General features: G+C 47.0%; 20 protein-coding genes. 8 read left to right on the top strand and 12 right to left on the bottom strand.

The window, feature by feature from the left end:
- Positions 1-5 precede the first annotated feature (5 nt).
- Positions 6-251 (bottom strand): accessory factor UbiK family protein, encoded by a 246-nt coding sequence (locus UM402_RS00985; RefSeq protein ID WP_011233471.1) that lies wholly within the window; start codon positions 249-251, stop codon positions 6-8.
- Positions 252-361: 110 nt separating this feature from the next.
- Between UM402_RS00985 and rep the strand changes: the two genes are divergently transcribed.
- Positions 362-2,374, top strand: coding sequence for a DNA helicase Rep (rep, locus tag UM402_RS00980; RefSeq protein WP_322295394.1), 2,013 nt, complete (start codon positions 362-364; stop codon positions 2,372-2,374).
- On the opposite strand, the gene UM402_RS00975 is transcribed toward rep, so the two are convergent.
- Positions 2,371-4,971 carry an EAL domain-containing protein gene (locus tag UM402_RS00975; protein ID WP_322295393.1) on the bottom strand — a complete coding sequence of 867 codons (2,601 nt, stop codon included), beginning with the start codon at positions 4,969-4,971 and terminating at the stop codon, positions 2,371-2,373. The two genes, rep and UM402_RS00975, sit on opposite strands and share 4 nt — an antisense overlap.
- 221 nt (positions 4,972-5,192) lie before the next feature.
- Positions 5,193-5,618: a cytochrome c5 family protein gene (locus tag UM402_RS00970; RefSeq protein WP_322295392.1), complete on the bottom strand. Its 426-nt coding sequence runs from the start codon at positions 5,616-5,618 to the stop codon at positions 5,193-5,195.
- Positions 5,619-5,701: 83 nt separating this feature from the next.
- Here UM402_RS00970 and dinB point away from each other — a divergent pair, with 83 nt between their 5' ends.
- Positions 5,702-6,772 (top strand): DNA polymerase IV, encoded by a 1,071-nt coding sequence (gene dinB / locus UM402_RS00965; protein ID WP_289117459.1) that lies wholly within the window; start codon positions 5,702-5,704, stop codon positions 6,770-6,772.
- Here dinB and UM402_RS00960 read toward each other — a convergent pair.
- From UM402_RS00960 to UM402_RS00940, 5 genes are read right to left on the bottom strand one after another with little or no spacing between them, the layout of a single operon-like run.
- Complete coding sequence (locus tag UM402_RS00960; protein WP_273267694.1) at positions 6,769-7,206, bottom strand: DUF4399 domain-containing protein; 438 nt, start codon at positions 7,204-7,206, stop codon at positions 6,769-6,771. The genes dinB and UM402_RS00960 overlap by 4 nt on opposite strands.
- A gap of 25 nt (positions 7,207-7,231) precedes the next feature.
- Complete coding sequence (locus UM402_RS00955) at positions 7,232-9,124, bottom strand: methyl-accepting chemotaxis protein (RefSeq protein WP_322295391.1); 1,893 nt, start codon at positions 9,122-9,124, stop codon at positions 7,232-7,234.
- Between the two features lie 32 nt (positions 9,125-9,156).
- Positions 9,157-10,527 carry a TrkH family potassium uptake protein gene (locus UM402_RS00950; RefSeq protein ID WP_322295390.1) on the bottom strand — a complete coding sequence of 457 codons (1,371 nt, stop codon included), beginning with the start codon at positions 10,525-10,527 and terminating at the stop codon, positions 9,157-9,159.
- Positions 10,524-11,186: a TrkA family potassium uptake protein gene (locus tag UM402_RS00945; RefSeq protein ID WP_322295389.1), complete on the bottom strand. Its 663-nt coding sequence runs from the start codon at positions 11,184-11,186 to the stop codon at positions 10,524-10,526. The genes UM402_RS00950 and UM402_RS00945 overlap by 4 nt, the downstream gene beginning before the upstream one ends.
- Before the next feature lie 9 nt (positions 11,187-11,195).
- Positions 11,196-13,859, bottom strand: a complete 2,664-nt coding sequence (locus UM402_RS00940; protein ID WP_322295388.1) for a M14 family zinc carboxypeptidase — start codon at positions 13,857-13,859, stop codon at positions 11,196-11,198.
- 107 nt (positions 13,860-13,966) lie between these two features.
- On the opposite strand from UM402_RS00940, the gene UM402_RS00935 reads away from it, so the two are divergent.
- From UM402_RS00935 to hemN, 3 genes are all read left to right on the top strand, one after another.
- Positions 13,967-15,157: a murein transglycosylase domain-containing protein gene (locus UM402_RS00935; protein ID WP_322295387.1), complete on the top strand. Its 1,191-nt coding sequence runs from the start codon at positions 13,967-13,969 to the stop codon at positions 15,155-15,157.
- 38 nt (positions 15,158-15,195) lie between these two features.
- Complete coding sequence (locus UM402_RS00930; RefSeq protein WP_322295386.1) at positions 15,196-15,600, top strand: YbaN family protein; 405 nt, start codon at positions 15,196-15,198, stop codon at positions 15,598-15,600.
- A gap of 102 nt (positions 15,601-15,702) precedes the next feature.
- Positions 15,703-17,064, top strand: a complete 1,362-nt coding sequence (gene hemN, locus UM402_RS00925) for an oxygen-independent coproporphyrinogen III oxidase (RefSeq protein WP_058576578.1) — start codon at positions 15,703-15,705, stop codon at positions 17,062-17,064.
- A gap of 149 nt (positions 17,065-17,213) precedes the next feature.
- On the opposite strand, the gene nhaD is transcribed toward hemN, so the two are convergent.
- Both nhaD and tmpT read right to left on the bottom strand, forming a co-directional pair.
- Positions 17,214-18,647 carry a sodium:proton antiporter NhaD gene (gene nhaD, locus UM402_RS00920; protein ID WP_058576676.1) on the bottom strand — a complete coding sequence of 478 codons (1,434 nt, stop codon included), beginning with the start codon at positions 18,645-18,647 and terminating at the stop codon, positions 17,214-17,216.
- 215 nt (positions 18,648-18,862) lie between these two features.
- Positions 18,863-19,501: a thiopurine S-methyltransferase gene (gene tmpT, locus UM402_RS00915; RefSeq protein ID WP_058576577.1), complete on the bottom strand. Its 639-nt coding sequence runs from the start codon at positions 19,499-19,501 to the stop codon at positions 18,863-18,865.
- 287 nt (positions 19,502-19,788) lie between these two features.
- Here tmpT and UM402_RS00910 point away from each other — a divergent pair, with 287 nt between their 5' ends.
- Positions 19,789-21,585, top strand: coding sequence for an ATP-binding protein (locus UM402_RS00910; protein WP_322295385.1), 1,797 nt, complete (start codon positions 19,789-19,791; stop codon positions 21,583-21,585).
- A 105-nt stretch (positions 21,586-21,690) separates the two neighbouring features.
- Positions 21,691-22,296: a hypothetical protein gene (locus UM402_RS00905; RefSeq protein ID WP_322295384.1), complete on the top strand. Its 606-nt coding sequence runs from the start codon at positions 21,691-21,693 to the stop codon at positions 22,294-22,296.
- Between the two features lie 170 nt (positions 22,297-22,466).
- On the opposite strand, the gene UM402_RS00900 is transcribed toward UM402_RS00905, so the two are convergent.
- The gene (locus tag UM402_RS00900) at positions 22,467-23,336 is read right to left on the bottom strand and encodes a DUF5694 domain-containing protein (protein ID WP_322295383.1); all 870 of its coding nucleotides are present in this window, start codon (positions 23,334-23,336) and stop codon (positions 22,467-22,469) included.
- Between the two features lie 124 nt (positions 23,337-23,460).
- Positions 23,461-24,828, bottom strand: a complete 1,368-nt coding sequence (locus UM402_RS00895; RefSeq protein WP_322295382.1) for a diguanylate cyclase — start codon at positions 24,826-24,828, stop codon at positions 23,461-23,463.
- A 504-nt stretch (positions 24,829-25,332) separates the two neighbouring features.
- On the opposite strand from UM402_RS00895, the gene narL reads away from it, so the two are divergent.
- Complete coding sequence (gene narL / locus UM402_RS00890) at positions 25,333-25,977, top strand: two-component system response regulator NarL (RefSeq protein ID WP_322295381.1); 645 nt, start codon at positions 25,333-25,335, stop codon at positions 25,975-25,977.
- Positions 25,978-26,003 lie beyond the last annotated feature (26 nt).

Here is a 26,003-nt window from a genome sequence, read left to right as displayed (position 1 = left end):
CTGACTTAGTCCTTGTTTTGGTTTTTGGTCGCTTCCAGTTCTTTTTCTAACAGCTCAACGCGCTCACGCAGGCGCAGTAACATTTGCTGCTGTACGTCCAGCTCTTCGCGGGTCACTAAGTCGAGTTTTGACAGCTGTGACTGCAGTGTTTGTTTAACACGTTGCTCCATATTACCGGCCAGTTCTTTAACACCGGCAGGCATACTGTCGTTAATTTGGCGAGCAATATTCTCTATTGTTTTGTTGTCCATAAGTCTCTCTTTGTGTAAATCGTTGCTTATTCATTTAGCTTAGCAGGAGATTCAGGTAAAATCCGAGCTTCTTATCGGCTTTTTCACGAATCAGGAACTCCGCGGCGCCCATGCTGAACGATCGCCAGAACCAGGCTGTACATTATACTCGGGGACCTTTATTGGTACTGGCCGGTGCCGGTAGCGGTAAAACTCGTGTTATTACCGAGAAAATTGCCTACCTTATTCGTCAGCAAATTTACACGGCACGCCAAATTGGCGCGGTGACTTTCACCAATAAAGCTGCCAAAGAAATGAAAGAGCGTATTGCGCAAACCTTGCCGAAAGCGCAGCTGCGCGGTTTAACCGTGTGTACCTTTCATACTCTGGGGCTGAATATTATCCGCCGCGAACTCAGCACACTAGGGTTTAAACCCGGTTTTTCGTTATTTGACGACCAGGACACCTACGCCCTGCTTAATGCTCTTACTGAAGATGTATTTGAGGGCGATAAAGCGCTGATTCAAGCCTGTCAGCATCAGATAGGACACTGGAAGAACGCCATGCTCTCGCCCGAGCAGGCTTTGCAGAAAGCTGGGAACGATCAGGAAAATGCCTTTGCTCAGGTTTATCAGCAATACCAGAATAACCTGAGCGCCTGTAATGCCGTCGACTTTGACGACCTGATTCGTCTGCCAACCTTATTGCTGGCAACCAACGAAAACGTCCGCGCGCGCTGGCAGAAAAAGTTTCAGTACCTATTGGTGGACGAGTATCAGGATACTAACACCAGTCAGTACCAGCTGGTTAAATTACTGGTGGGCGAGCGTGCCCGTTTTACCGTGGTGGGTGACGACGACCAGTCCATTTACTCCTGGCGCGGTGCGCAGCCAAAGAACCTGGCACTATTAAAACAGGACTTTCCGCAGCTGGAAGTGGTGAAACTGGAACAGAATTATCGGTCCCACGGACGAATTCTGAAGGCGGCGAACATCCTCATTGAAAATAACCCACACGTCTTTGAGAAAAAGCTGTTTTCCGAGATGGAATACGGTGAACCGCTGAGTGTTATCTTTGGCCGAAATGAAGAGCACGAAGCAGAGCGTGTGGTGGCCGAGATTGTGAAGCACCGTTTTTTACGTAAAACGCCGTATCACCATTTTGCCATTTTATACCGGGGTAACCATCAGTCGCGCTTGTTTGAGAAGGCGCTAATGAACAACCGTATTCCGTACAAAATTACCGGTGGTCAGTCATTCTTTGCCCGTGCGGAAGTCAAAGATATTATGGCTTACCTGCGGTTGTTGGTGAATCCAACCGACGACACCGCCTTTCTACGTATTATTAACACGCCGCGCCGTGGCATTGGTCCGCAAACCGTGGAGCGCATTGGTCGTTTATCGCAAGAGTTAGGCTGCAGCTTATTTGAAGCCTGTCAGTCACCGCATTTAAAAACGCAGCTCAGCACCGGTATTTTTCAGCATGTAGACGTGTTCCGCAATATGATAGATACCCTCGCCCGTCAGGCTGATCATCAAGAAAGTGCGGGAGATGCCGTACGACAACTGCTGAGCGATATCGGCTATGAGGACTGGTTGTTTGAACAAAGTCCCAGTGCCAAAGCCGCTGAGATGCGCGTTAAAAACGTCTATGAGCTGCATCGCTGGGTGTCCGATATGCTAAAAGGCGATGCCGAACATGAGCCTATGGAACTGCATCAGGTCGTCAGCCGTTTATCTCTGCGCGATATGATGTCCCGTAACGAAGACGACGAGCAGTTTGAGCAGGTACAGTTAATGACCCTGCATGCATCCAAAGGACTGGAGTTTCCTTACGTGTTTTTGGTGGGTATGGAAGAAGGCTTACTGCCGCATCAAAGCAGTATTGATGAAAACAATATTGAAGAAGAGCGTCGGCTGGCTTATGTGGGCATAACCCGGGCACAGCATAAGTTAGTCTTCACTATGGCGAAAGAGCGCCGCCAGTTTGGGGAAAAGCTTGAGCCGCAGCCCAGTCGTTTCCTGCTAGAGCTCCCTCAGGATGACTTAGAGTGGGAACACCGCAAGCAGAAATCAGATGAAGAGCGGGAAGAACAAAGAAGTCAGGGGCTGGAAATGCTAAAGAATGCGCTGAAGAAGTCTTAAGCGCAGACGAAGTTACTGCCGTCGTCTTTTTTCAGTTCCACTTCATAGTTAGCATTAATATAACTGCCCTGGCCTATGACAACCCCCTGTTCTTCGACATCCTGCTTTTGACCTTCGGTTTCTAAGCCGTCAGCATAAACCTGAATATCAAGCTCGTGGCAAAGCGTCACAATATGTTTAAGCATGGCCTGCGCACGCGAATTGCTACCCAGGCGTGCTATGTAGTGATGGTCCAGTTTTAAAATACTGAACGGGAAGTTATATAAGAACTGTAATGGCCCTGAGCCGCTGCCAAAGTTATCTATTGCCAACGTAAAGCCAAACTCGGATAAACGCCTCAGGCTGGCCAGCACACGGCGACCGTCCTGCACTAATGAGGTTTCATCAAACTCCAACGCCACCTGCTCTGGTTTAACACCGTTATCCAGAACAATGTTAACCAGCTCGTTCAAATGACTTGTTTTAAGCAAATGACGCACGGACAAATTCACATGCAGCAAAACGTCTTGCGGAAGACCTTTGTTCGCAACCCACTGACACGCGGTTTTGAGTGCATAACGGTCGAGCTTCACAATAAGCCCGGTGCGCTCTGCAAGCGGTAGCAGTTCACTGCTGTCGAATGAATAACGCGGGTCTTGCCACTCAATACGCGCTTCAATACCTCTGACCTCGCCTGTATCGAGTTGCATAATAGGCTGATAATTTACCGCAAAGTCTTGCTCAACTTTCGCATGTCGCAACGCCGTTTCTTTTCTGACGCTATCCACCAGAGACTCGTGCATACTGTCATCGAATAGCACATAGCGACCACGTCCCATGCCTTTCGCCTGATACATCGCCGCATCGGCGTCACGCAGCAGACGCTCCGCAGAATCTGTTTTCTCAAGGCACTCGGCAATACCAATACTGGCACCGGAATAGTGCTCTTGTCCGTTAAGCTGAAACGGCTCGTTCATCTGCTGAATAATGCGCTTCGCGACGTCTTTTGCGTCTTCAATAGTGGTAATGGTATCCAGCAGAATAACGAACTCATCTCCGCCTAAACGAGCGACCATGTCGTTATCTCTCACACAGCTACCAATACGCTTACTGACTTCCAACAGGAATTCGTCGCCCGCTGAGTGGCCCAGGGTATCGTTGATGTTTTTAAAACGGTCTAAGTCGACAAACAACACTGCAAAATGATGCTCCGGGTGTCGTCGTTTATGCGTAACGGCTTGCTTTAAGCGTTCATTAAATAAAATCCGATTCGGCAACCCAGTCAAGTTGTCATGGTGCGCAGCGTGGAACAGGTTTGACTCGGTTTTCTTGCGTCGTTCAATTTCCGAGACTAGCTCTTCGGTGCGCTCTGCGACTTTCTTTTCAAGGAATTGGTTTACGCGTTGTATTTCTTCGGCTGAGCGCTTGCGGTCAATCGCCACCGCAACATGTTGCGATACGAAGTTCAGCAGCTCCAGGTCATCACTTTGGTACAAGAACTCACCATCGTAGGTTTGGACCGCTATAACACCAAACACTTGGCCGTTCATCATCAGCGGGCTGCCCAGCCACTGCTTGGCGAGTTTCATGCCGCCAAAACCTAGCTCTATCTCATTGGTTTTAAGCAACTGCTGACGTTTGCCTGAATCAATAAAAGCAGGTTCCCGCTTTTTAATGACGTACTCGGTTAAGCCTTTACCCACCCGCCTTTTCTCTGCTTTATTACCGGTTTCATCGACGTGGTAAGGGAAGTGAATAAATTTCTTATCGTCAGACAGTAGCGCAACATAGAAGTTGTCAGCATGAATAAGCTTACCAATTTGTCGGTGCAGCTGCCGGTAAAACGCACCCATGTCGTCTGACGTATTGGTTAACTCCGAAATGGCAAAAAGTACCGAGGTCTGCTGCTCCGCGCGTTCGCGAATGGTAATTTCGCTCATCAGACTTTCGTTGACATGGCGTAGCTCAGCCGTTTGATGCTCAATTTCACTTTGCATTAAGTCGCGTTGCTTCAAACGTTCGAGCGCATTAACAACGTGCTGAGACACGAACATTAACAAGTCCTCGTCCGCACTGTCATAACGCACGTCTTCGTTGTAGCTTTGCACAACCATAATGCCGATGGTGGCTTCACCATGTTTAAGCGGTACACCCAGCCAGTCTTTATGCTCCGCACCGAGCCCTTCAATTTCACCTTGTTCAATTAAACGCTGATAGACCTCTGGCGGGCAGCGCAGTGACTGACCTTTCCTTAGCACATAACCAGTTAGACCTTTGCTTAGCTGGTCAATAGGTACTTGTTCAAACAGGGTGTCCTGGTCCACTTCATCGACAAAGTAAACAAAGTCGACAGTTTCGTCTTTCGCGTCATACAAACTGATGTAGAAATTACGCGCATACATCAGCTCGCCAATAATTTCATGCAGGGAACGGTAGAAATTATCCATCTCGCGCGCAGAAGCCGCCAGTTCCGAAATACGAAACAGCGCCTTTTGAACCACTTCAGCGGATCGGTATTTTTGGGTCAGACCTTTAAGCCTATCGACGACCTTTTGTAAGCGCTCATTTTCAGTCTGTAATTGCTGAATTTGCGCGTTACTTACCTTTCCTTTTGTCATTTCTGCTTACCTTTAAGCACGACTCTCCCTGCCAAGTACACTTAATCAACAGATGTTAACTTTTTTAACAGGTAAGTAGTATAGACAGTGGTCAGGCGTTTGGAAAGATTTTGCGAAAAAATTTGAATATTCAGGGAAGAAATACTACGAGGATCACGTCAATTGACGTTAAAAAGGCCGCTTAATGCGGCCTTTTATAACATTTAGAAGAGATCTAATGCTTAAATATCTTCAACCATGTAGTCAATTGCGGCCTGAATTTCTTCTTCAGAGCAGTCACTGCAAGTGCCTTTGGGCGGCATTGCATTGAAACCTTCAACTGCGTGTTTCAATACTGTGTCCATACCTTGCGCCAGACGCTCTTCCCAGTCTGCTGCATTGTTAATTTTCGGTGCACCCATAACACCACTGGTATGACAGGCAGTACAGAACTTATCATACACCTGCTGACCTGAGCGCGGGCCACTGCTTTCTTCCGCAGCACTGCTCTCACCAGCCACATAATGTTTACCAATAGGCTTAATGCGCTCAGCGATAGCTTCACGAGACATGTCGTCTTGCACTGACGCTGCGCTTACAGACAGCGTAAACAACAAAGACAAAGTACCTAAAACACTTTTAACAAAGAATGAATTCATAACTCTCACTGGTTTCTCCTAAAATGGCTGGTGTTCTTGCACGCCCAGTTAGTGGATGCGATTATAACCACAAATGCGCAAAGGATAAACACTTGGCTGAAATTGCCCGAAAAATTGCTCTTCTTGACTTGGATGCTTTCTTCGCATCTGCGGAAGAATTGCGTAACCCAAAGCTTAAGAATCGGCCTTTTGCGGTCGGTGGTGGCGGCGAGCGCGGTGTGGTTGCCACAGCTAATTACCTGGCACGTCAATACGGCGTTCGCAGTGCCATGCCCGGCAGTCAGGCACGAAAACTTTGCCCGCAACTGACCTTCGTCAAACCCGACGGCAGTTATTACCGCGAACTATCCAACCAAGTACTGGACGTTCTTTATGAAGTCACTCACCGAGTAGAGCCCGCATCTATTGATGAATTCTACCTCGACCTGACCCATAACGAACTTTATCGGGGAAGTGCGACACTAACTATGAACGCCGTGAGAGAGCGTATTCGTTCGCTAGGAATAACCGGCTCGGCAGGCATCTCCAATCAAAAAATGGTCGCAAAAATCGCTAGTGAAGAACGCAAACCGGATGGTCAGTTTGTCGTACCTCCTGACGACGTATTCGGCTACATAGCCAAACTCAACCTCAAGCAAATACCCGGCGTTGGCCCTAAGAGTCAGCAAGTACTTACTAACTATGGCTTAATGACAGGTAAGGACATTCAAAACATAGAACTGCAACAACTTCAGGAAATACTGGGCGAAAAAGCGGGTTATGTTTTGTTTGAGCGCTGCCATGGTCGCGACAAGCGGGAAGTAGTTACTGAACGTATCCGCAAAAGCGTTGGTGTGGAGCAGACATTAACGTCTGACATGAAGCTAGAGTCCACCGCACAAACTTACGTTCAGGAAAACTTACTGCCAAAACTTCGTGAACGCATGAAAGTAAAACACTGGCGCGAACAACCCATACGAAGCCAGACGCTAAAACTGAAGTTCTCAGACTTTACTCAAACGACGGTATCAAGAAGCACTCAGTTTGTGTCACCCAGTTTGTTTTATGAGTTGCTGAGCGAAGCCTGGCAACGGGGTAAAGGGAAAGGGGTAAGGCTGTTAGGGATCAGTGCTGCATTACCTGATCCCAGTGAACAGCTGCAACTTGAGCTCGAGCTCGATTAGTCGTCTTTAACGGTAATGGTGATTTTCTTAGACACTACCGCAGGGTCGTGTGGTACGTGGTTTTTGTCACCCAGGATAAGCTGCAAAGTATGCTCGCCCGGTTCCAGAGTCACCATAGTTTCTGTTTGGCCGCCACCAAAGTGGATAACGTCACCACCCATAGGTTTGTCCATAGCCGGCAGTTCGTCTTTATCGATTAATAAATGGTGATGCCCGGTATGCTTAACATCAACACCCGCTGGAGCAACGCCCATACCGTTCAAGCCAAATTTCACTTTAAAGGTTTTGCCAACCACTTCACCGTCTTGGGGTGAAATAATATAAGCTTGTGCATTCGCTGACGCTTCCGTTCTTTCCATTTGAGCGGCTTCAGCGGTTGCCAGTACCGGCGTACCTATAAGCGCAACTGCGCCAATCATCCAAGCCTTATTCATATAAAACTCCGTTATTTGAGATGTATCAATTCAGTTTAAACTGTGTCACCAATTCTTCCAAGCGTTCAAATGCACGGCTTAACTCGCCACACGCTTGCTGGGTATTATCCAGATTAGCAACACTTTGGTCGTTCATACTACTGATATCCATAATGTCTTTATCGAGCGTTTGGATCACTGAGGTTTGCTGCTCTGTTGCAGACGCAACCGAATGGTTGACCTCGTCAATTTGCGAAATAATGGCATCAATTTCGCTCATGTGCTCAGCAGACTCCTCCGCACTCTGCACACAAGCGTCACTAATTTCACGACTTTCTTTAATGACGCTAACTGCTGACTTGGTGCCCTGACGTACTTTTTCAATCATGTTTTCTACTTCGGCGGCCGAGTCTGAGGTACGTTGTGCCAGGTTTCGAACTTCGTCCGCGACAACGGCGAAGCCTCTGCCCGCTTCACCCGCTCGTGCAGCTTCAATAGCGGCGTTAAGCGCTAGCAAGTTCGTTTGCTCGGTAATGCCTTTTATCACTTCAATAATCTGACCAATGTTCTGCGTGTCTTCGTCGAGTTTCCCAATCGCCTGCCCTGATGCGTCCATTCGTTCAGATAAGTGCTGAATTTGCTGACGATTGTGTTGCAACGCCTGTTGAGCCGCAGTGGTTTTTTCACTACCGGTGCTAGCCTGCGCAGACGCCTTCGCCGCACTGTCGGCAATTTCAGTTGCACTCGCGCCAAGCTCGTTGATGGCCGTAGCCACAGAGTTCGCTTTGTTCGCTTGCTCATGACCAATGTGCATCGAATCGTCGCTGGCTTTCGTCATACTACTGATATTTTGTTCGACTTGTTTTGCTGCGCTCGTCACTTCTTGTAGTGCATTCTGAATTCGCTCGATAAACTCATTCATACGCTGCGACACAACACCGAACTCATCGTCTGACTCTACCGGCAGCCGCTGCGTTAAATCGCCCTCACCTCGGGCAATATCCGTTACCGCCTCATTCAGACGGCGTAGCGGTTTGAGTAATAACCTCAGCAACCAGCTCATCGACACAACAACAGCGACAATGCCAAGCACTAAATAAACAACGGCAGTCCAGCCAAACGTCGACACATCGGCATAGGCTTTTGTGCGATCAATGACGACCCCCAAATACCAGTCAACGCCTTGAATGCCTTTAATTTTATGAAAAGAGACCAAGCTATCCTGGCCATCCACTTGGTATTCTTTAAAGCTCGACGAGAACGACACAGAGCTGTCTATGTAGTCATTTAAAGAGGTCTCAATTCGTTTTTCATTCGGATGAACCAAAATATTTCGGCTATCACTGACCAAAAAGGCCTGTCCCATGCCCATGAAATCGATGTCGTTAATAATGGCGGAAATATCATCCAGCATCATGTCGCCACCAGCCACTCCCACCAAGCGACCATTCCGTTCCATAGGTACAACGGCGGTAATCGTCAGCTCATCTGTGGTTACGTCAATATAAGGCGTAGTGTAGGTTGGCTGCCCTTCATCGACCGCCAGCTGATACCAGGGGCGTGTGCGGGCATCGTAGTCGTCAGGCAAGTCAATGTTGGTGTCATCGAGCAAGAAGGTCCCGTCAATTAACCCGTAATACACGTTTTTAAAATTGCCTGCCGCTTTTGACTGTTGCACACGCTCCAGTGCACGCTCGGTTGAATCAGCGGTTTTATAAGCATCGGCAGTGGCCTGCACGATGCTCATGCGGTCGTTAAACCATTGTGAGATATTGTTCGACACCGAGTCCGACAATGCCTGCATTTGCTGCTGAAGCTCCGTCCGAGTTTGCGTCGACATTTGCAAAAAATTAGTCAAGGTAAAAATACCTAAGACCAACACCAGTATCGCCGATGCAGCGACAATGACTTTTTGAGTGAACTTCAGTTTCTTCAGCATGATTTTTAATCGCTTTTTATTATAAGTTTTGCTTAGCCAACCTGAATATCGGTTTCAGGGAAACGTATGTGTCGTTTACGCGGCGTCGCTAAAAAATAGGCCAATGTCAGTGGCCCAACACGGCCGGCAAACATTAAAAATACTAATACTACCTGACTTGCGGCAGTAACATCGGCAGTAATGCCACGAGAAAGTCCCACTGTTGCCGACGCAGATAAAACTTCAAAGGTTATATCTATAAACGGCAGCGGATTCAAAATCATTAGGATAAATATGCCAAGGAACATTAAAGTGAGCGTAACTAAGGTCACCGCCAGCGCTTTCATCACAATTTCCTGTGGCACAGTTCGGTTCAACAAAGTCACGTGTTCGCGGCGTCTTAAAAAAGCGTAGGTTGCCACTAACAGCACAATAAAGGTGCCTAACTTAATACCGCCCGCAGTACTCATTGAGCCGCCGCCAATCAGCATGAGCAATAGCGTGAATACGGCACTGGCTTCTGTCATAGCGCCGGTATCAACCGTATTAAAACCTGCCGAACGGGGGGTTGTTGCCTGGAACCAGGCCGCCATTGCCTGATCCCCAATACTCAAATTAGCAAAGGTGGCCGGGTTGTTCATTTCTAACAACCAAATAATGGCCACAGAGAGCACATTAATAATTAGCGTGGCGATTAAAATCGCGCGGGTATACACCGAAAAGTCATGCCAACGCCGCTTCTCCGCAATGTTAGTAATAACCGAGAAGCCCAAGCCACCAATGACAAATAAAATGCTGACAATAAGGTTCACTGGAATACTGCTAGCGTAATCGACTAAACCATTAGGCGAGAGCACAAAGCCGGCGCTGTTAAAGGCAGAAATGGCGTAAAATACCGCTTCCGATAAGGCGTCTACAAAGCCTTTATCACCCCACCAGGTGAGTGTTAAGCCCACTACGGCAACGGCCTCAACCGTCAGTGCCAAAGACACCACTGCTTTAGCCGTACGACCAATATTGGCAAGACTGGTTTGATGCATGGCTTCTTTAGCCATTAACTGATGCTGAAGTCCGACATGGCCACCAAGCGACATAGCGGCCAACACCGCAAAGGTCATAAAACCTAAGCCGCCCGCCTGTATCAACACAGCCAACACGGTCAGCCCAAATACGCTATATGTCGCGCCGGTATCCACTACCACCAACCCGGTTACTGTTACTGCCGACGTTGCAGTAAACAGGCTTTCCAACCAAGTGATAGGCTGCTCCGTGGCTCCCGGAATTTTCAGCAACAAAGTACCCAGTAGAATCAGGCAGGCAAAGCCTCCTGACAAAATGACCGGCGGGCTGGCTTTAAAAGCCCGACGCTTGCGCCGGGCGGGCTTTCTGTATAACCAAGCTAACGAGGGAACCCACTGTTTCATGAAGGCTCTTTCAGTTTAGGTGCAATGGACTTCAGAGCTTTTAAACTACCTGCCATTACCAAAGTTTCATTACCTTCCAACTCCATATCCATTGACGGATTAGTTGTTACCTCATCACGCTTTTTCAGCAGCAACATGTGAAAAAATTCAGAGTCTTCAGAGGAAACATCGCGCAATTTTTTACCTTTTAAATACTCGCCAATACTGATTTCCACACAAAACCAGTTATGCCCAAGCGACATGTATTCATTCACCATGGGGTAGTTCAGTGACTGCGCTACACGAATGCCCATTTCCTCTTCCGGATGAATAATGCGGCTTACCCCCAGTTTGGAGAGAATCTGATGGTGTGACTTAGACGTGGCTTTGGCCCAGATTTCTTTTACACCAATGCTTTTCAGGTGCAAAACACACAGCAAGCTGGCTTGAAGATCCTCACCAATAGCCACTAAGACGACTTCGCAATTGGCTAAATCGAGCTCTTGTAGTGCTTTTTCATCGGTCACATCGGCTATGGCCGAATGCGTCAGCACTTCCGCCATGGCTTCAACAGCTTTTTCATCTGAGTCGACACCAATGACGTGGTGTCCAAGGCCTAAAAGCTCCATTGAAGTCCGGGCGCCGAAACGCCCTAAACCAATAACGCCAAACTCAGCCATAGTTCGCTCCTATTGCGCTTTCGCTGGTGCCAAAAATAGCGCATTCATTAATAAGGTATTCAAGCCATCCATGTAAGCGCGGTAGGTTGGCTCCTGGGTAAAGCTAATCACCATACCTTTTCCGCTGGGTTGCCATATTAGCAACGGCTTATAAGGTAGCTGCTTAGCAATATCATCCCATAAGAAACCGCTTGCCAGCATCGTATCTGCATCGGCAAACCAAGCAATGTTGCGACCATGGTTAATGTCGATAGGGGTCAGCACGTCGTTGCCGTTATAAATGCTCACGACTTGCGGTTTTACACCCGCACTTAACCAATGGTCAGTATCGACTTGCGCATTTAACAACGCACCAGGCACCCAGTCTGGATCAGCGCCGTGCGGTTTTATTTCCGTTAAGAATTGTTCACGGCTTTCAATTACTTTGCCGTCAATTTTTAGCTCCTCGGCCGGTTTTTCTACACCTTCTTCCGGTACTTTGCGCTCGAGCTTGGTATTCAGCAGACCGGCATCAACCGCCCAGGCTGACGCACCGCCCAAGGTCAGCAGTACACCGCCGTCTGACACCCATTGCTTCAGTTTTTCTACAGTCCCTTCGGTGAACACACCGTCATAACCACCTTCCGGCAAAATCAACACGTCCAAGCCGTTCAGATCATCCTGAATCAACTGCATGGTGCGAATTGCGGTTACTGGGTAGCCCATTTGACGTTCAATCACAAAGCGGGTGTGGCCAGCGTTATACGCACTCACCGGTTCGTCCCAGGCAATGGCAATGTTCGGCGCTTCTAACTGACTGACATTATGAGAGCCAAAGTTTGGACCTTCAGTCATCCAGCTCGTATCAATACCTTCGACTGTGGCTCCGGACTCTTCCGCCAGCTTTTGCAGGGTTTGTGGCAGAGCTTGACCGTTGTCTGCAACCGTAAGAATCAGTGAACCGCTTGGGAACTGACCCGCTTTTTCATGGGTAAATGCTAATTCACTTTGACGTACACTCAGGCCTTCGCGAAGCGCAGAGGTTAAGAAGCGCCCCGCGTTCATGTCACCCCAACTGACTAAAAAGGCGACTTCCGCGTCTGGGTTAACCACTTTACCCGGTGCAATGCGACCTTCTTCAACCATAGCTGTTCTTACGTCAGGCAAGTCGTCACAGCTGTGGCTGTCCACGTTAAACATTAGTGGTAACGACCAGCCAGTTACGTCATAAATTTGGTCTGGCAGGTTGTTCTTGCGGCGTTGATCCTGCTCTTTTAAGAAGTCGTCCGCCATGTCGACTTGTTCGTCCATCAGTGTGCGAATAAGACGATGCGACGGTTGTGCCATATCAACGATATAAGCGCCCGGTTGGTAGTCAACGTCGCACACTTCAAAGGCCTGCTCAGCCTGCTTCACTTCGACCCCCTGTTCAACCAGCAAAGACGCTAGTTTACGTGCGCCAGCCGGGTCATCTGTTGCCGGTAAAATTAACGAGCGAACATCGCCGTCTTCACCCGCTTCCACGGCGGATTTACGATAATTCCAGAATTTCTGTAGTAACGCTTCACGACGTTCTGACACTGTTTGAATCGTCGAAATAGACGCAATAAAGTGCTGTTGAACACCGTCGGCATAGGTCAGTACGTCACCGTCTTTACGGTTAAACAAATGCCCGCGAGCCGACGCCATTTCGTACGTCATTGCCACCGAACCATAATAGAGCGGCCAGCTGGCACCGTAGCCCGGGTAAAACGCATCGAAAATTTCGCGCGTGAAGTAGTCGAATCCTTTTTTGTCGAACCACTGGCCGTTATTTTTGCCTATCCAGTTCAGACTTTCGCGCTGAGACTCTGTAATTAACGGGTTATAAGGACGGGCTTCCGGCGTAAAGTAGTAGGTCGAATCACCGCCCATTTCATGCAGGTCTACAAACACCAACGGATAGTATTTCAGCAAGGCATCAATTTGACCGCTAATTTCTGGCTGCGTCAGCGCAATCCAGTCCCGGTTCATATCGAATAAATAATGGTTTGTGCGCCCGTTTGGCCAGGGCTCGTTATGTTCCGCACTGCGGCGATCGCCCGAGTGCTCCATGCCAACACTCATGTAGTAGCGGTCAACAAAACGTGCTCGTCCGTCCGGATTTTGCAGTGGGTCAATAAAGACCATGGTGTTGTCTAACCAGCGCTGCGTTTGCTCGCGTTGGTCATGCAACAAATGATACGCCGTCATCATAGAGGCTTCCGGCGACGAAATTTCATTGCCATGAACACCATACGACAGCCAAATACTACCCGGCAGTTCGTTAATTAGCTTTTCTGCTTCACTTCGGCTGGTCTTGCGCGGATCCGCGAGTGACTGCATACCCTGCATAAAGCCGTCAAAGTCGGCAATATTTTCTTCGCTGGAAATAACCGCATAATACAATGTGCGACCTTCCCAGCTTTCGCCGTACTCCAAAAGCTTCACCTGCTTCGGATACGCCGCTTTCAGCGCCTCAAAATAGCGACTCATATCCGCCGGGCTGGTTATTTTGGTGCCGAGTGGATACCCAAGCACCTGCTCTACCGTCACTTCAGAATCGGGATAGTTAGCTTCAGGTAGTAGTGAGCTTTCTCCAGCCAGTTGCTGAGCTTGTGAGGGAAAAGCAAACCAAGAAGCGGCTATAAGAGCCGCAATTTTGAGACTGCGCATGGTCATTCCTGTTGTTCAATACACTTTTTAATAGTGTTTAGGGTTTCTTTTTATGTTCCCCTAATGTAAAAGCTTGAACAAGGGAAGTGAAGCTCAATTTAGGCGCTATGAATAAAAAGACTCAATTAACCACGCTGCTGGTGGCTATAGCCACAATGTTAGTGTTAGCCGGATGCCAAATAACACCTAATAACGTAAAACGCGTGATTAATACCGGCGTGCTTAGCGGTAACGATCCAACCGCCGTAGTGGAATCTATGGCACGTGAACGTTTGCAAAGCTACCGCAACAACCCACAACTGCTTATTACCGACATTGAGGACTTACGCGAGGCTTTGAGCAACCTGCGTGCCGTTGCTGAGGCCATATGGGGTGACGAGGAAGACACGGTTCCCAGCGCGAAAAAGTACGTTAAATACAGCGATAACTTTCATGCTAAAGCTGTGGTCGACTTTGAGCAGGGGTTACTCACTGTTGCGACTCTACATGACAGCGCCACCAAAACTCAGACCCGACAAAAGCTGCAAGCGGCAATCGTGCGTACATTACTAACACCGTCAGATTTAACAGCAGTCGATATATTTACGGCCAAAGAGTCACAGGCCTCGGGCAAACCATTTTTAAGCGGGCAAGTCGTCGACCATGATGGTGTCGTGGTTGAATACCAATGGCGAGCGAATCGTTTTGCGGAATATTTAGTAAAGAATAAGCTTCGGGTTCGTCAGGCCAAGGAGACAGATGTTTACGAGGTAACAATCCCACTTGTCGACGAGCATAAGTCACTACGCAAGCACCAATATTCAGACTACGTTATAGCCGCTGCTAACCGGTATAACATTGAGCCTGAACTGATTTACGCCATTATTGAAACGGAAAGCAGTTTTAACCCTTATGCGGTAAGTCATGCAAATGCCTATGGTTTAATGCAAGTTGTCCCCTCTACCGCCGGTCGTGACGTGTTCGAGCGTATTCGAAAAATACCAGGACAGCCCACTTCTCAACAACTGTTTGATCCTGCACAAAATATCGACATTGGCAGCGCGTACCTGCATATATTAAAAACTCAGTATTTAAAGGGTGTTTCAGACCCGAGTAGCCGAGAGTATGCTATTGTTTCAGCCTACAACGGCGGCGCCGGTAATGTATTAAAAACATTTTCCAGCAACCGCAACCAAGCTTTACAAATAATAAACCGAAGCCAGCCCGGGCTTGTGTACCGGGACTTAACATCGAAACACCCGTTGGCAGAAAGTCGTCGTTATTTAGAAAAAGTAATGTACTTTAAGCAGGGCTACTGATTACCCCTAAACATGCATATTTAATCGGAAAAGAAGTAATGACCCGAGAGCTATTCATTAAGATACTTTGGCGATCACTTGCTGCATTTTTTGTTTTGCTGGGGTTAATTGGGATTGCGTTACCGGTTATGCCGACTGTTCCGTTTCTCATTGCTGCGCTGTGGGCCGCGAGTAAGGGTTGGCCAAGGCTCGAGTCATGGTTAATCAATCACCCTAAGTACGGTCCAGATATTCAGGTATGGCGGGAGTATCGAGTCATTAAACGACGCTCTAAAGTCTATGCCCTAATCATGATGGCTTGTGGTTATGTAGTCCTTTGGCTATTTGTTCCTCAAGTCGCAAATTGGCTAAAAGTAATCGTGGGACTCGTTTTAATTACCGTCGGAAGTTGGTTAGTTAGTCGACCAGAGTCACCACCGAAAACAAAAACTGATTCTCCTTAAATTTATAAAAGGAAGAACTTTGATCTAAGTCACCTGCTTCGGAACTGTACAAATGGCCTCGGTGTTAAAATACACGGAGGTTAGTCTGAATTTGAGGTTCATATGTCAGTTATTAAGTGGGACAAAAAATTAATTGCTAAATACAATATTAATGGCCCCAGATACACATCGTATCCGACGGCATTAATGTTGTCTGAACAATTTTCTCAAGATCGCATCGCCAATGCACTGAAGACGGCCGGCGATGAGCTGTGCTTATACCTGCACTTACCTTTTTGCCATAAACTCTGCTATTACTGCGGCTGCAACAAGGTTATTACCCGCCACCAGCATAAAGCGGACAAATATCTAGACTACCTCGCACAAGAAATGGCGATGTATCAGCCATTAGTTAAAGACAAGAGAATTCGTCAAATTCACTTAGGCGGGGGAACGCCTACCTTTTTGACCGAGGAACAACTGACACGACTGATGGACTTGGTTCATCAGCACTTTACCTTTGCCGAAAACCCAGAGGTGAGCATTGAGATAGACCCGCGCAGCTGCAGCGATGAGAAACTACATCACCTGCGCGATCTTGGCTTTAACCGTGTTAGTTATGGCGTACAAGATTTTGATAGAAAAGTACAAATTGCGATTAACCGCGTGCAGGATGTTGACCTTATTGCACATCAGTTAAAACTCAGCAAAGAGCTGGGCTTTGACTCAATTAACCTCGACTTAATTTATGGCCTGCCGTACCAGCGCCCGGAAACCTTTAAGAAGTCGATAGAGCAAGTCATTGAAATGGATCCCGATCGCATTTCCGTATTCAGCTACGCGCATTTACCACAGCGCTTCGCCGGTCAGAAGAAAATACCCGAAGAGTCCATTCCACAGCCGTCAGTTAAGTTGAGCTTGCTCGAACAAGCCATTACTCAGCTCAACGACGCCGGCTATCAGTTTATTGGCATGGACCACTTTGCTAAAAAAGACGACGGCTTGGCCATTGCCCAACGCGAAGGTCGCTTACAACGTAACTTCCAGGGTTACACCACAGACGGTCAGGACGCATTACTAGGCTTAGGCGTGTCCTCTATTAGCCAGGTTAACGGTGTGCTATGGCAGCATGAAAAAGAGCTACCGGCTTACTACAAAATGATAGATAGCGGACAAAAGCCCATTGTTAAAGGCATGGCATTAACCGACGAAGACAAAGTGCGTGCAGCACTTATTTCACAAGTCATCTGCCACTTTGAGCTCGATATAGAAGCCTTTAAATCACAGTGGAATATCGATGATTTCTGGGCACATTTCGCCGAAGCCATACCGCTACTGAAACCATTTATTGAAGACGGTTTAGTCGACGTCTCCGACAAAAAACTTCGCGTCACAGAATTAGGCCGCCTTTGGGTACGCAGCATTTGTGCTTGTTTCGACGAATATCTGGACCACGGCCAGAATAGGTACTCCAAAGTGGTTTAGCGGACAGCAGGGAAACGCTCTCTCCGGGCCGGGTATCTGTTACCAGAGAGACGCCGTTAACCCATCCGTGGGGGGCTTGCGTGGCGCCATCCTTGGCGCCACACACTCTCTGATAACAGATACCCAACCCGTCGACGCTTTTTCCCCTCCTAAATATTGAAGGTTGCTTCGTTCAGCCACAAGTGCAGCAATATACTGGCTATGTAGCCTAGTGCAATAACGGGTGTCCATTTTAGGTGTGAGGCAAAGGTGTAGTAGCCGCGCGCCTGACCCATTAAGGCAACACCGGCGGCGGAACCAATGGAGAGTAAGCTACCACCGGTACCTGCAGTTAGAGTAATGAGCAACCACTGGCCGTGTGACATGTCGGGCTCCATAGAAAGCACCGCGAACATAACCGGAATGTTATCGATAACTGCTGACACTACACCTAAAATACTGTTTGCCAGGGTGGCGCTCATTCCGCCATACAATGACTCCGACAACAAGCTCAAATAACCCATGAAACCTAAACCGCCAACACACAGTACAATACCGTAGAAGAACAGCAAGGTATCCCACTCGGCTCGAGAGACACGACTGAATACATCAAAAGGTACTACCCCACCTAGTTGCTCCAGGCGCTTTTGGTCGCCTTCTCGCTCGGCCATAGCACGTTTACGCGCTAGTGAGCCTGGTAAGGTCATACGCAGGAAGTAGCCGAAGAACTGTAAGTAGCCCAGACCCATCATCATGCCCAATACCGGTGGCAAATGCAGCCAAATATGACAGATAACGGCGGTTGCTACGGTCAGTAAAAATAATGAGGTAATACGCAGTGCGCCGCGCTTCAATTCAACTTCTGTATGCAGTGTGCTGGGTTTCTTGTTTTCAATAAAGAAACTCATCACAAGCGCTGGTATTAAATAGTTCGCTACTGATGGCAGGAACAGCCTCAAGAACTCGGTAAAAGTAACCTGTCCTGCTTGCCAAACCATAAGCGTGGTAATGTCACCAAAGGGACTGAACGCGCCACCTGCGTTGGCGGCAATGACAATACTGACACAGCATAAAGCGACGAATTTTTTGTCATCTTGCGCCACTTTCATAACCACGGCACACATCAGTAATGCGGTTGTCAGGTTGTCGGCAACAGGCGAAATAAAGAAGGCTAAAATGCCCGTTATCCAAAACAATTTGCGGTAGCTGAAGCCTTTTTTCAAAAGCCAGGCACGCAAGGCGTCGAATAGGCGCCGCTCTTCCATCGCATTGATATAGGTCATCGCCACTAGCAAGAAGAGCATCAGCTCAGCAAATTCCAGCAGGTTATGGCGAAACGCCGACTCGGCTAAAGCAGCATGCTCGCCTGTATAAACAACGCCAATGAGAATCCAGATAAGACCGGCGGCGACCAGCACCGGCTTGGACTTTCTCATGTGAAGTTTTTCTTCGCCCATTACCAGAATGTATGCAAGAGCGAAAATAATCAGGGCGGCGTAGCCAACGGTGGAAGAGGTTAAATCGATACGGTCAGCAGAGGGCTCTGCTGCCAGTACTGATACCGAAAATAACAGGGAAATGACGGTAAGCAGTAATTTTGTCATGGCGCTTATTGAGCGCAAGCTATGCCGGACTACATAACTTGCACCAACTCTCCTTGTCGGTTAATGGTTAAAAAGTGTTTGATCATGCCAGTCTGAACTTGAAATGCGAACGGAGAATACCACAAAACCACTTTTTTACAGCATTAAAAAAGTGGAAGTTAAATTTTCTCTTTGTAGGTAGATATGTCAAGTTACCTACCTTATGTCACTGGCTATTACGTGAGTTGGTAAACTTGCTCTGTCACCGGGTTATCTTCGGGCTTCTCGCCATTGACGATACCTTCGTCGGCCTCTAACTGCTCAATGCTAAAACGCTGACCAAAACCGGATTCCACTTCGCCTTCACTGACAGAAAACGGTGGTCCTTCCCGATAACCGGCAGGATACTGCAACGTTATCAATAGCCCCTGAGCGCGTTCAGGCAACTGCTCGCTTAACTGCTTCACATAGCGGGTACGCATTTCCGGCGGTAACGCCACCATGGCAGCGCGGTCATACCAAGCGTCAACGTCAGTCATGTCGGCTCCGGTTAGCTCAAAAAAGTCTCCCACCCAAATGACCAGTTCATCCAGTGCGTACTCCTTAAACTTACCTTTTTGCGTCACTGTCGGCGTTAACTCGTTGTCACTGAAGAACTGCTGTACCGCAATATCGCTCAGCTCTATACCGAACACCCGGTAACCGTTGTCTAATAACCACAGCATATCGTTTGATTTACCGCACAGCGGCACAAATACCGTCGCACCCGGCTTGGCGACTTTCTTAAAATAGCGCCGCAGCATCTCGTGAGCTTCCGGGCGGTGAAAGCCAATTTGCTGATTTTCCCATCGTTCATGCCAAAAGCTGGCTTCCATGGTGACTCCTTAAATCAAAAACGATTACTACCAATAAAAAAGCACCCACGAAGGGTGCCTTTAAATACATTAAAAATCCAGTAGTACTGAGCCCTACTGTAACAGCGGCGACCCGGTACTGACAAAATCAAAACCTTTAATGTCCGCTTCTTATTCTAAGGCTCAACGCTCAAAATCAGCTACTGCTAACCCTCAGCTAAGATAAGCGAACCAAATTTACCAATTATTGTTTCAAGACCCACTGTTGCTATATCATTGAACTGTTAGTAACAGAACGCTGGTTATTTATGCTGAGCAATGCGTCAATTATCAATGTCTTTCGAATATTTCTTGCGATTATTGTGGTTGCCGCCAGCGCATCCTCTTTATCTGCTTTCTGTCTGCTAGAAAGTTCAGCGAAAGATACCAAGCTTATTAATACTACTACCGCCATACGCACTAACACCCATAAGTTCACCACCGAGTTTATAAGTAACCAAAAAGAACAAGCTCAGGCGACCGCAGAAAAGATTCAACGGCTTTGGGGGAGTCCCGCTCTGAGCTCTCTTACATTAGAGGCCGATGCAGAGATTAAGAATTACGCAGCTCGTATAAATCGGGAATGGCAAAGCATTGTTGAGGAAGTTCAAAACAGAGGTTTTACTCAACTATCTAGTAGCGACCTACAACGAATTGACTCATACGTCGACGACCTAAACGAGCTTATAAAGGTTCTGCAGGCTCAGACAGAACAAAGAATACTCACTGTGCGCATTGCTTTAGTGCTGGCGTCGCTTGTTATTGCCCTGGTGGTCTTTTTTCTATTAACCGTACTGAAGCGCAAAATTGATGAGCCGCTCACGCACTTAATGTCTGTTTCTAAGCAGTTAGGTCGCGGTGACTTTACCGCCAAATCAAAGCTTAATAATAACGATGAAATTGGTCAGCTGGCACAAACGCTGAATGAAATGTCAGAAACCGCCAGCTACTTTTACGGCGGTCTGGAACGTCGTGTCGAACAGCAAACCGAAGAACTGTCGCGTAAAAACAAAGTATTGTCGTTCTTGTATGACACCGCCCGCTCTATCATCGAATACGGTTACGATTACAGCAATTATCAGGAAGTTGTTGAAAGGCTTTACGAAGTGGGCGAAGTTGAAGACATTGAGCTGTGTCTGCTGACCGAGGAAGGTAACCGCCCGTTCTTGCAATTGCAGCCACGCCCAAATTCTCATGAGCCCTGTGAAGCTGGCGACTGCGCTACCTGCATAAAAGCCGGCCCGGGCGCGTCGGTTATTGAGGACAAAATGGTCTATCGCTTTGTGTTAAAACGGGAAGATCAAAACTACGGCGTATTAATAGTACGCTGTGACCCAACAGAACCACTGGCGACTTGGCAGCAACAGCTTATGAGCTCAACCGCCGACCAACTGGCCTTGTCGCAAAGTCTCAAGTCAGAAGAAGAGCAAGTGCGCCGTCTGGCACTGATGCACGAACGTACCGTTATTGCGCGTGAGCTCCATGACTCGCTAGCGCAGGCATTGTCGTACTTAAAAATTCAGGTAACACGGCTGCACAAAGCCATCGATAAAGACGACCGTGACACCATAGACGACGTAAGCAACGAACTGCGTGAAGGCCTGAACGCAGCCTACCGCCAGTTGCGTGAACTGCTGACTACCTTCCGCCTGAAAGTCGACGGCTCTGGCCTATACAACGCGCTGCAAACCACAGTCAAACAGTTCTCAGAACAAAGCGACATAGCCATTAATTTGGACTATCGCCTGAACAATATTCCACTAGCGCCGCACGAAGAAGTTCATCTACTACAGATTATTCGCGAAGCCAGTCAAAATGCGATAAACCACAGCGAAGGCACCGAAGTCAGCATTACGCTGTCACAGCCCAGCGGACAAGATGTTGAACTGCACATTCGTGACAACGGCATTGGCCTGCCTGAAAACGCCGAAAAAATTAACCACTACGGCCTGGCAATTATGCAAGAGCGCAGCCGTAACCTCGGCGGCGACATTCGCCTGCAGCGAATGGAAAGCGGTGGCACCGAGGTGTTCTTTACCTTTACCCCGGACTATTTGTTGCAGTAAAAGGTTGCTTTGAAATCACCAACCAAGTGACGGAACCACTGTACTTTACAAAAGTCCAAATGAGTTCCAGCTTTCTCTCGCAAGGTAATTAAAAAGGAATTTATCGTGCTAAAAAGGAACCGTTACATTGTTGTCGCTTTATTATGCATTCTCATCCCTCTACTAGAAACTTTAGGAGAAGGCACTCTTTGGGGGTTACATTACGAATCGCCCAGAGCAATGGATACACTCGGGGATATCGTTCGCTTAGTTAAATTATTGAGCGTCGTTGCTGGCCTTTATTTGCTGGTTAAAAATCGTTCCATAATTGCTGAGGCTTTCCATTCAAAAGTATTAAAAATCACATTCTTCAGTGTTTTTTATTTACTTTCATGGGTTCAAATTCCTATGCTCCTATTGGGGAATTTATTCTTTGGAATAATAGCTCCGAAGGATTACATCCACTATGAACAGAGCGCGGGTCAAGATTCATTTTACGTATACACCGCTGACCCCGGTGCTATGGGAACGGCTTATCACCATGTGTATTTAAAATGCCCACTCCCCTTTAACCGATACGAGTTAATCAAGGTAGGAAAAACACGTTGGCTTAAAGTTTTTGATATAAAGCGAGGCGACAACAGCGTAGCTTTGATATCGAAAGGTACCACTGATGGGTCTCATAAGGTTTATCGCTTATCTATGGAGAGTGTAAGTTGCGGGGAGAGTTAGCATTTTAGCTCCAAGCATTAGATCGCTAAACATTTAGGCCCCATGGCTTTCGTAACCCCAAAATGCGCCCTAGGCCAGGCTGCAGGGTGAAGAAGGCGAACCTTTAGAAAGTTCGGGTACCGAACAGTGATGCTGGTACCCAGTTTGCCAGCATAAAAGACTAATCCTTATTATTTGGAGATGCTCAAATACTTTTCTAAAGGCTCTCTCTTATACTCAGGCGACGCATCAAAAAATAAGTTCAGAAGATTCATATGTCCTGAACCGAAGATGACTAAGATCCTATCTCCAGGCTGGGTTGGAACTCGTTGAATATTTCTAAAGATCCTTAGATTTCTATTAAACCAACGACCGGTCTCAAAGTCAGCGCCAAAGTACTCATTTTCTTCATTTTCTTCATTTTCAAACTTAAAGTGACCAATCAAATAGTTACCAAGCGATTTTTTGATGTGTTTTTCATTGTTTATACGTAATAACTCCGCCGTAATACTTTGTGACTTATACACTGGATTTCCGGTATCGTAACGCATTGCGTTATCTGGATTATTTTTATAATACTTACCGAACTCAGCTACTTTAACTTCATCGTTAAGCACTTTGTCGACTTGGGGATACCTTTTTCCCCAAGTATCTACAGCGAACAATGTTTTATGCCCTAGCTTTTCCGCGAGCCGAAACCCAAGTTGATAAACCTCACTGCGTGGGAGTTGGTCAGTCTGTGTTGGTTTATTAGATAAGTAGTTTTTGTAACTATCAGACAGCTCATTTTGCTTTTCAGCCTTATGCTCGACAACGATATGTGTTGGGTTAAAAGTTTTTAACTGCTGCGCGATAACTTCAAGTTGTCTTTGATACTTGTTCGATAAAACATCAATTTTGCTGTCATCTTTAACCTTCACAACATCGAGGTTAGGGAAGTTAAAATGAAAGGTTCCTAAGGTAACAACTCGAATAGGCTCTGCCTGTTGCGGTGATGTTTTCCCGAAGCTCACCGAGGAGATTAAAAGCAGTGAGAAAGCCAAAATAACTTTAAAAATCATTTCATTAACTAATTAAGTAAGTGATGGAGGCAATTTTACCTGCTGCCAGCATACGAGCAATGGAAAAGTGTAACTAGCTATGACCTTGGCTGTTGTGACCTCTTCGGTTTAACAACTACTCGCATCACTCACCCCCTTCATGCCACTGGACTTGGTTTCGTCCTCCTTCTTTACTGCGATATAACGCTATATCCGCCCTTTTGTAGGCACTATTAAATTCGTCTTCTTCCGTCAACTGGGTAACACCAATCGATGCGGTAATTGAGACATTTGGCTCATTTACAATATCCACAATCATATCCTCTACTGATGTTCGAACCTTTTCTAATACATCAGCTGCCGTTTTAAGCGGGATATCTTCCAATATAATCGCAAACTCTTCTCCCCCGACTCTTGAACAGCAATCACTCACCCTCACCAACTCAGCAATTGTTCGAGCGGTTTGCTGCAAAACTTTATCGCCTGCGTCGTGGCCATAAGTGTCATTAACGCTTTTGAAGTGATCGATGTCGATAATTGCAAAGCAAGAGACATTATTTGCTGACGTTTTATGAGCTTGCAGTTCAGCAAAGCGCTCCGTAATAAAAAGTCGATTGGTCAACCCGGTTAAAAAGTCGGTGTAGGCGAGCTTTTCAAGCCTTTTGGTTTTTGAAGAGTTAATAATGATGGTTTCAATAGCAGAGCAAATTAGGCCGACTAACTCAATATCTAATTCTGTGAAAGGCGTTGTGCGAGTTTCAGGACTGGTAAAATTGAGCGTTCCCCAAACCTTACCGTTAATTCTTACGGGAAGGCCTAAATACGTCTCAAGTTTGAATTTATCAAAGCAAGGGTGCCCTGAGTACTCTTCACTGTCGGAAGCGTGAGCGGTAGCAATCACCTCGTTAGCCGCGAGGGTGACCGAGCAATAAGTCTCACCTAATTCAAACTTTGTGTCCTGTGGAATAGGGTCGCCTTCCGAGTACGCGTATTTTACGATGTAGTCGTCTCCGTCGACAAAACTCACAATACCCGTTTGAGCGTTGAGATAGTGACAGCCTAACCGCAATAACTTATTAATACGGTCAGTGGAGAGCGTTTTAGATTGTCTATTAACGACATCATGTACCGCTCGCAGTACTTCTGCAGCGCTTGCATAATCGGTAATATCATTGATAACCGCAAAGAAGCCATTGACTGTTTTTTCTGCTCCCTCGAAGTTAGGAACATATTTAACGTCAAGCTGCAACGTTCTGCCATCGTTCAAAACGACTTTATCGACAAAGCTTAACTCTTCTCCCTGAAGGACTTTGTCATGCAACTGCGATATTTTCTCGTAACTACTATGCCCGACAATTTCGGCGATTGTTTTGCCCTTAAGCTCTTTTAATTTGACACCAAAGAAACGCTCGTAAGCTTGATTCACATATTTATACCGACGTTGGTTATCCACGTACGCCAACATGAACGGCAGTGCTTTCGATAGCTTTTTGAAGGAGCGATCTATTTTCATGACGAGCGACCTTATAAAAAAGTAGTGCTAAACCACTTAAATAAAACACGACCCGTGTCAAACCTCAACTTATTTACTGACTCTACGGATTATAAAACTGTGCATGTTTACGCAGGTACATTCAGCCATTGAGCATGACACCTGCTAAGTAGAAGACAACAAAGTCGACAAACACCATGGCAAAACCGATGAAACTGCCAAAGGTCATGTTGTACAAAATACTGCAATACCACAGATGAGCTGTGACGGATCCAGTGACAAATTGAACTTTGCATATACAGGTCGCTATTGGCTAATGTAGGGTTTTGAATCATAGTGAAACTTTGACCTGTGCCCGACAAATGCGCAACTTGCATCATTAGTTAGTTGGCGGGTTATTGTGAGGTAGGCAACAAGATTTTTTAGGTAGTTTTTGGTTCAAAATCGGCAAGTCGGAGTGTTAGCAATGAATTTACACACGACCTATGTCAAACTACCCACAGTTTGTTATTTAGGGAGAAAACAATGGCAACCGAAGCGGCGAGTATCATGTTGGTGGACGACCACCCACTGTTACGTAAGGGCCTTAAGCAACTGATTGCGATGGAAGACGACATGAGAGTTGTCGCTGAGGCAAGCAGCGGCGCCGATGCATTAAAGCTCGCCGAAGAATATGATCCTGATCTGATTGTTCTCGATTTAAACATGCAAGGTATGGATGGTATTCAAACACTCAAAACACTGCGCGACAAAGGCGTTAGCTCTCGTATTATTATATTGACGGTTAGCGATGCAGACGATGACGTAGTAGCAGCCATTACTAATGGAGCCGACGGCTATTTGTTAAAAGACATGGAACCAGAGCTCTTACTTGAACAAATACACCGTGCAGTGACAGGGAAAATGGTACTAAGTGAGGCCATTACTGAAATTTTAGCCACCGCTTTACGCCAGCCAAAATCAATAAATTCACAACTAAGCTCGTTGACTAATCGCGAATACGAAATTTTAAGCCTGATCGCTCAAGGCATGAGCAACAAAATGATAGCTCGAGAGTTGGATATTTCAGAGGGTACAGTAAAGGTACACGTTAAGCACTTACTGAAAAAGCTCGGGTTGCGTTCTCGTGTCGAAGCTGCAGTCTGGATGGTAAACCAACAAGACCAATAAGAAAACGTAATAGCTATGGTTCCCCC

Source organism: Idiomarina sp. OXR-189, from assembly GCF_034373425.1.
Lineage (GTDB): Bacteria > Pseudomonadota > Gammaproteobacteria > Enterobacterales > Alteromonadaceae > Idiomarina > Idiomarina zobellii.
Note: the sequence above shows the minus strand (reverse complement) of the source record. Positions and strands in the feature narration are given on the sequence as shown.

What these genes read in the sequence shown, in the direction of transcription:
- UM402_RS00985 (WP_011233471.1), bottom strand. Translation starts at nt 251, where the DNA reads ATGGACAACAAAACAATAGAGAATATTGCTCGCCAAATTAACGACAGT.
- rep (WP_322295394.1), top strand. Translation starts at nt 362, where the DNA reads ATGCTGAACGATCGCCAGAACCAGGCTGTACATTATACTCGGGGACCT.
- UM402_RS00975 (WP_322295393.1), bottom strand. Translation starts at nt 4,971, where the DNA reads ATGACAAAAGGAAAGGTAAGTAACGCGCAAATTCAGCAATTACAGACT.
- UM402_RS00960 (WP_273267694.1), bottom strand. Translation starts at nt 7,206, where the DNA reads ATGAATAAGGCTTGGATGATTGGCGCAGTTGCGCTTATAGGTACGCCG.
- UM402_RS00955 (WP_322295391.1), bottom strand. Translation starts at nt 9,124, where the DNA reads ATGCTGAAGAAACTGAAGTTCACTCAAAAAGTCATTGTCGCTGCATCG.
- UM402_RS00950 (WP_322295390.1), bottom strand. Translation starts at nt 10,527, where the DNA reads ATGAAACAGTGGGTTCCCTCGTTAGCTTGGTTATACAGAAAGCCCGCC.
- UM402_RS00945 (WP_322295389.1), bottom strand. Translation starts at nt 11,186, where the DNA reads ATGGCTGAGTTTGGCGTTATTGGTTTAGGGCGTTTCGGCGCCCGGACT.
- UM402_RS00940 (WP_322295388.1), bottom strand. Translation starts at nt 13,859, where the DNA reads ATGCGCAGTCTCAAAATTGCGGCTCTTATAGCCGCTTCTTGGTTTGCT.
- UM402_RS00935 (WP_322295387.1), top strand. Translation starts at nt 13,967, where the DNA reads ATGAATAAAAAGACTCAATTAACCACGCTGCTGGTGGCTATAGCCACA.
- UM402_RS00930 (WP_322295386.1), top strand. Translation starts at nt 15,196, where the DNA reads ATGACCCGAGAGCTATTCATTAAGATACTTTGGCGATCACTTGCTGCA.
- hemN (WP_058576578.1), top strand. Translation starts at nt 15,703, where the DNA reads ATGTCAGTTATTAAGTGGGACAAAAAATTAATTGCTAAATACAATATT.
- nhaD (WP_058576676.1), bottom strand. Translation starts at nt 18,647, where the DNA reads ATGACAAAATTACTGCTTACCGTCATTTCCCTGTTATTTTCGGTATCA.
- tmpT (WP_058576577.1), bottom strand. Translation starts at nt 19,501, where the DNA reads ATGGAAGCCAGCTTTTGGCATGAACGATGGGAAAATCAGCAAATTGGC.
- UM402_RS00910 (WP_322295385.1), top strand. Translation starts at nt 19,789, where the DNA reads ATGCTGAGCAATGCGTCAATTATCAATGTCTTTCGAATATTTCTTGCG.
- UM402_RS00900 (WP_322295383.1), bottom strand. Translation starts at nt 23,336, where the DNA reads ATGATTTTTAAAGTTATTTTGGCTTTCTCACTGCTTTTAATCTCCTCG.
- UM402_RS00895 (WP_322295382.1), bottom strand. Translation starts at nt 24,828, where the DNA reads ATGAAAATAGATCGCTCCTTCAAAAAGCTATCGAAAGCACTGCCGTTC.
- narL (WP_322295381.1), top strand. Translation starts at nt 25,333, where the DNA reads ATGGCAACCGAAGCGGCGAGTATCATGTTGGTGGACGACCACCCACTG.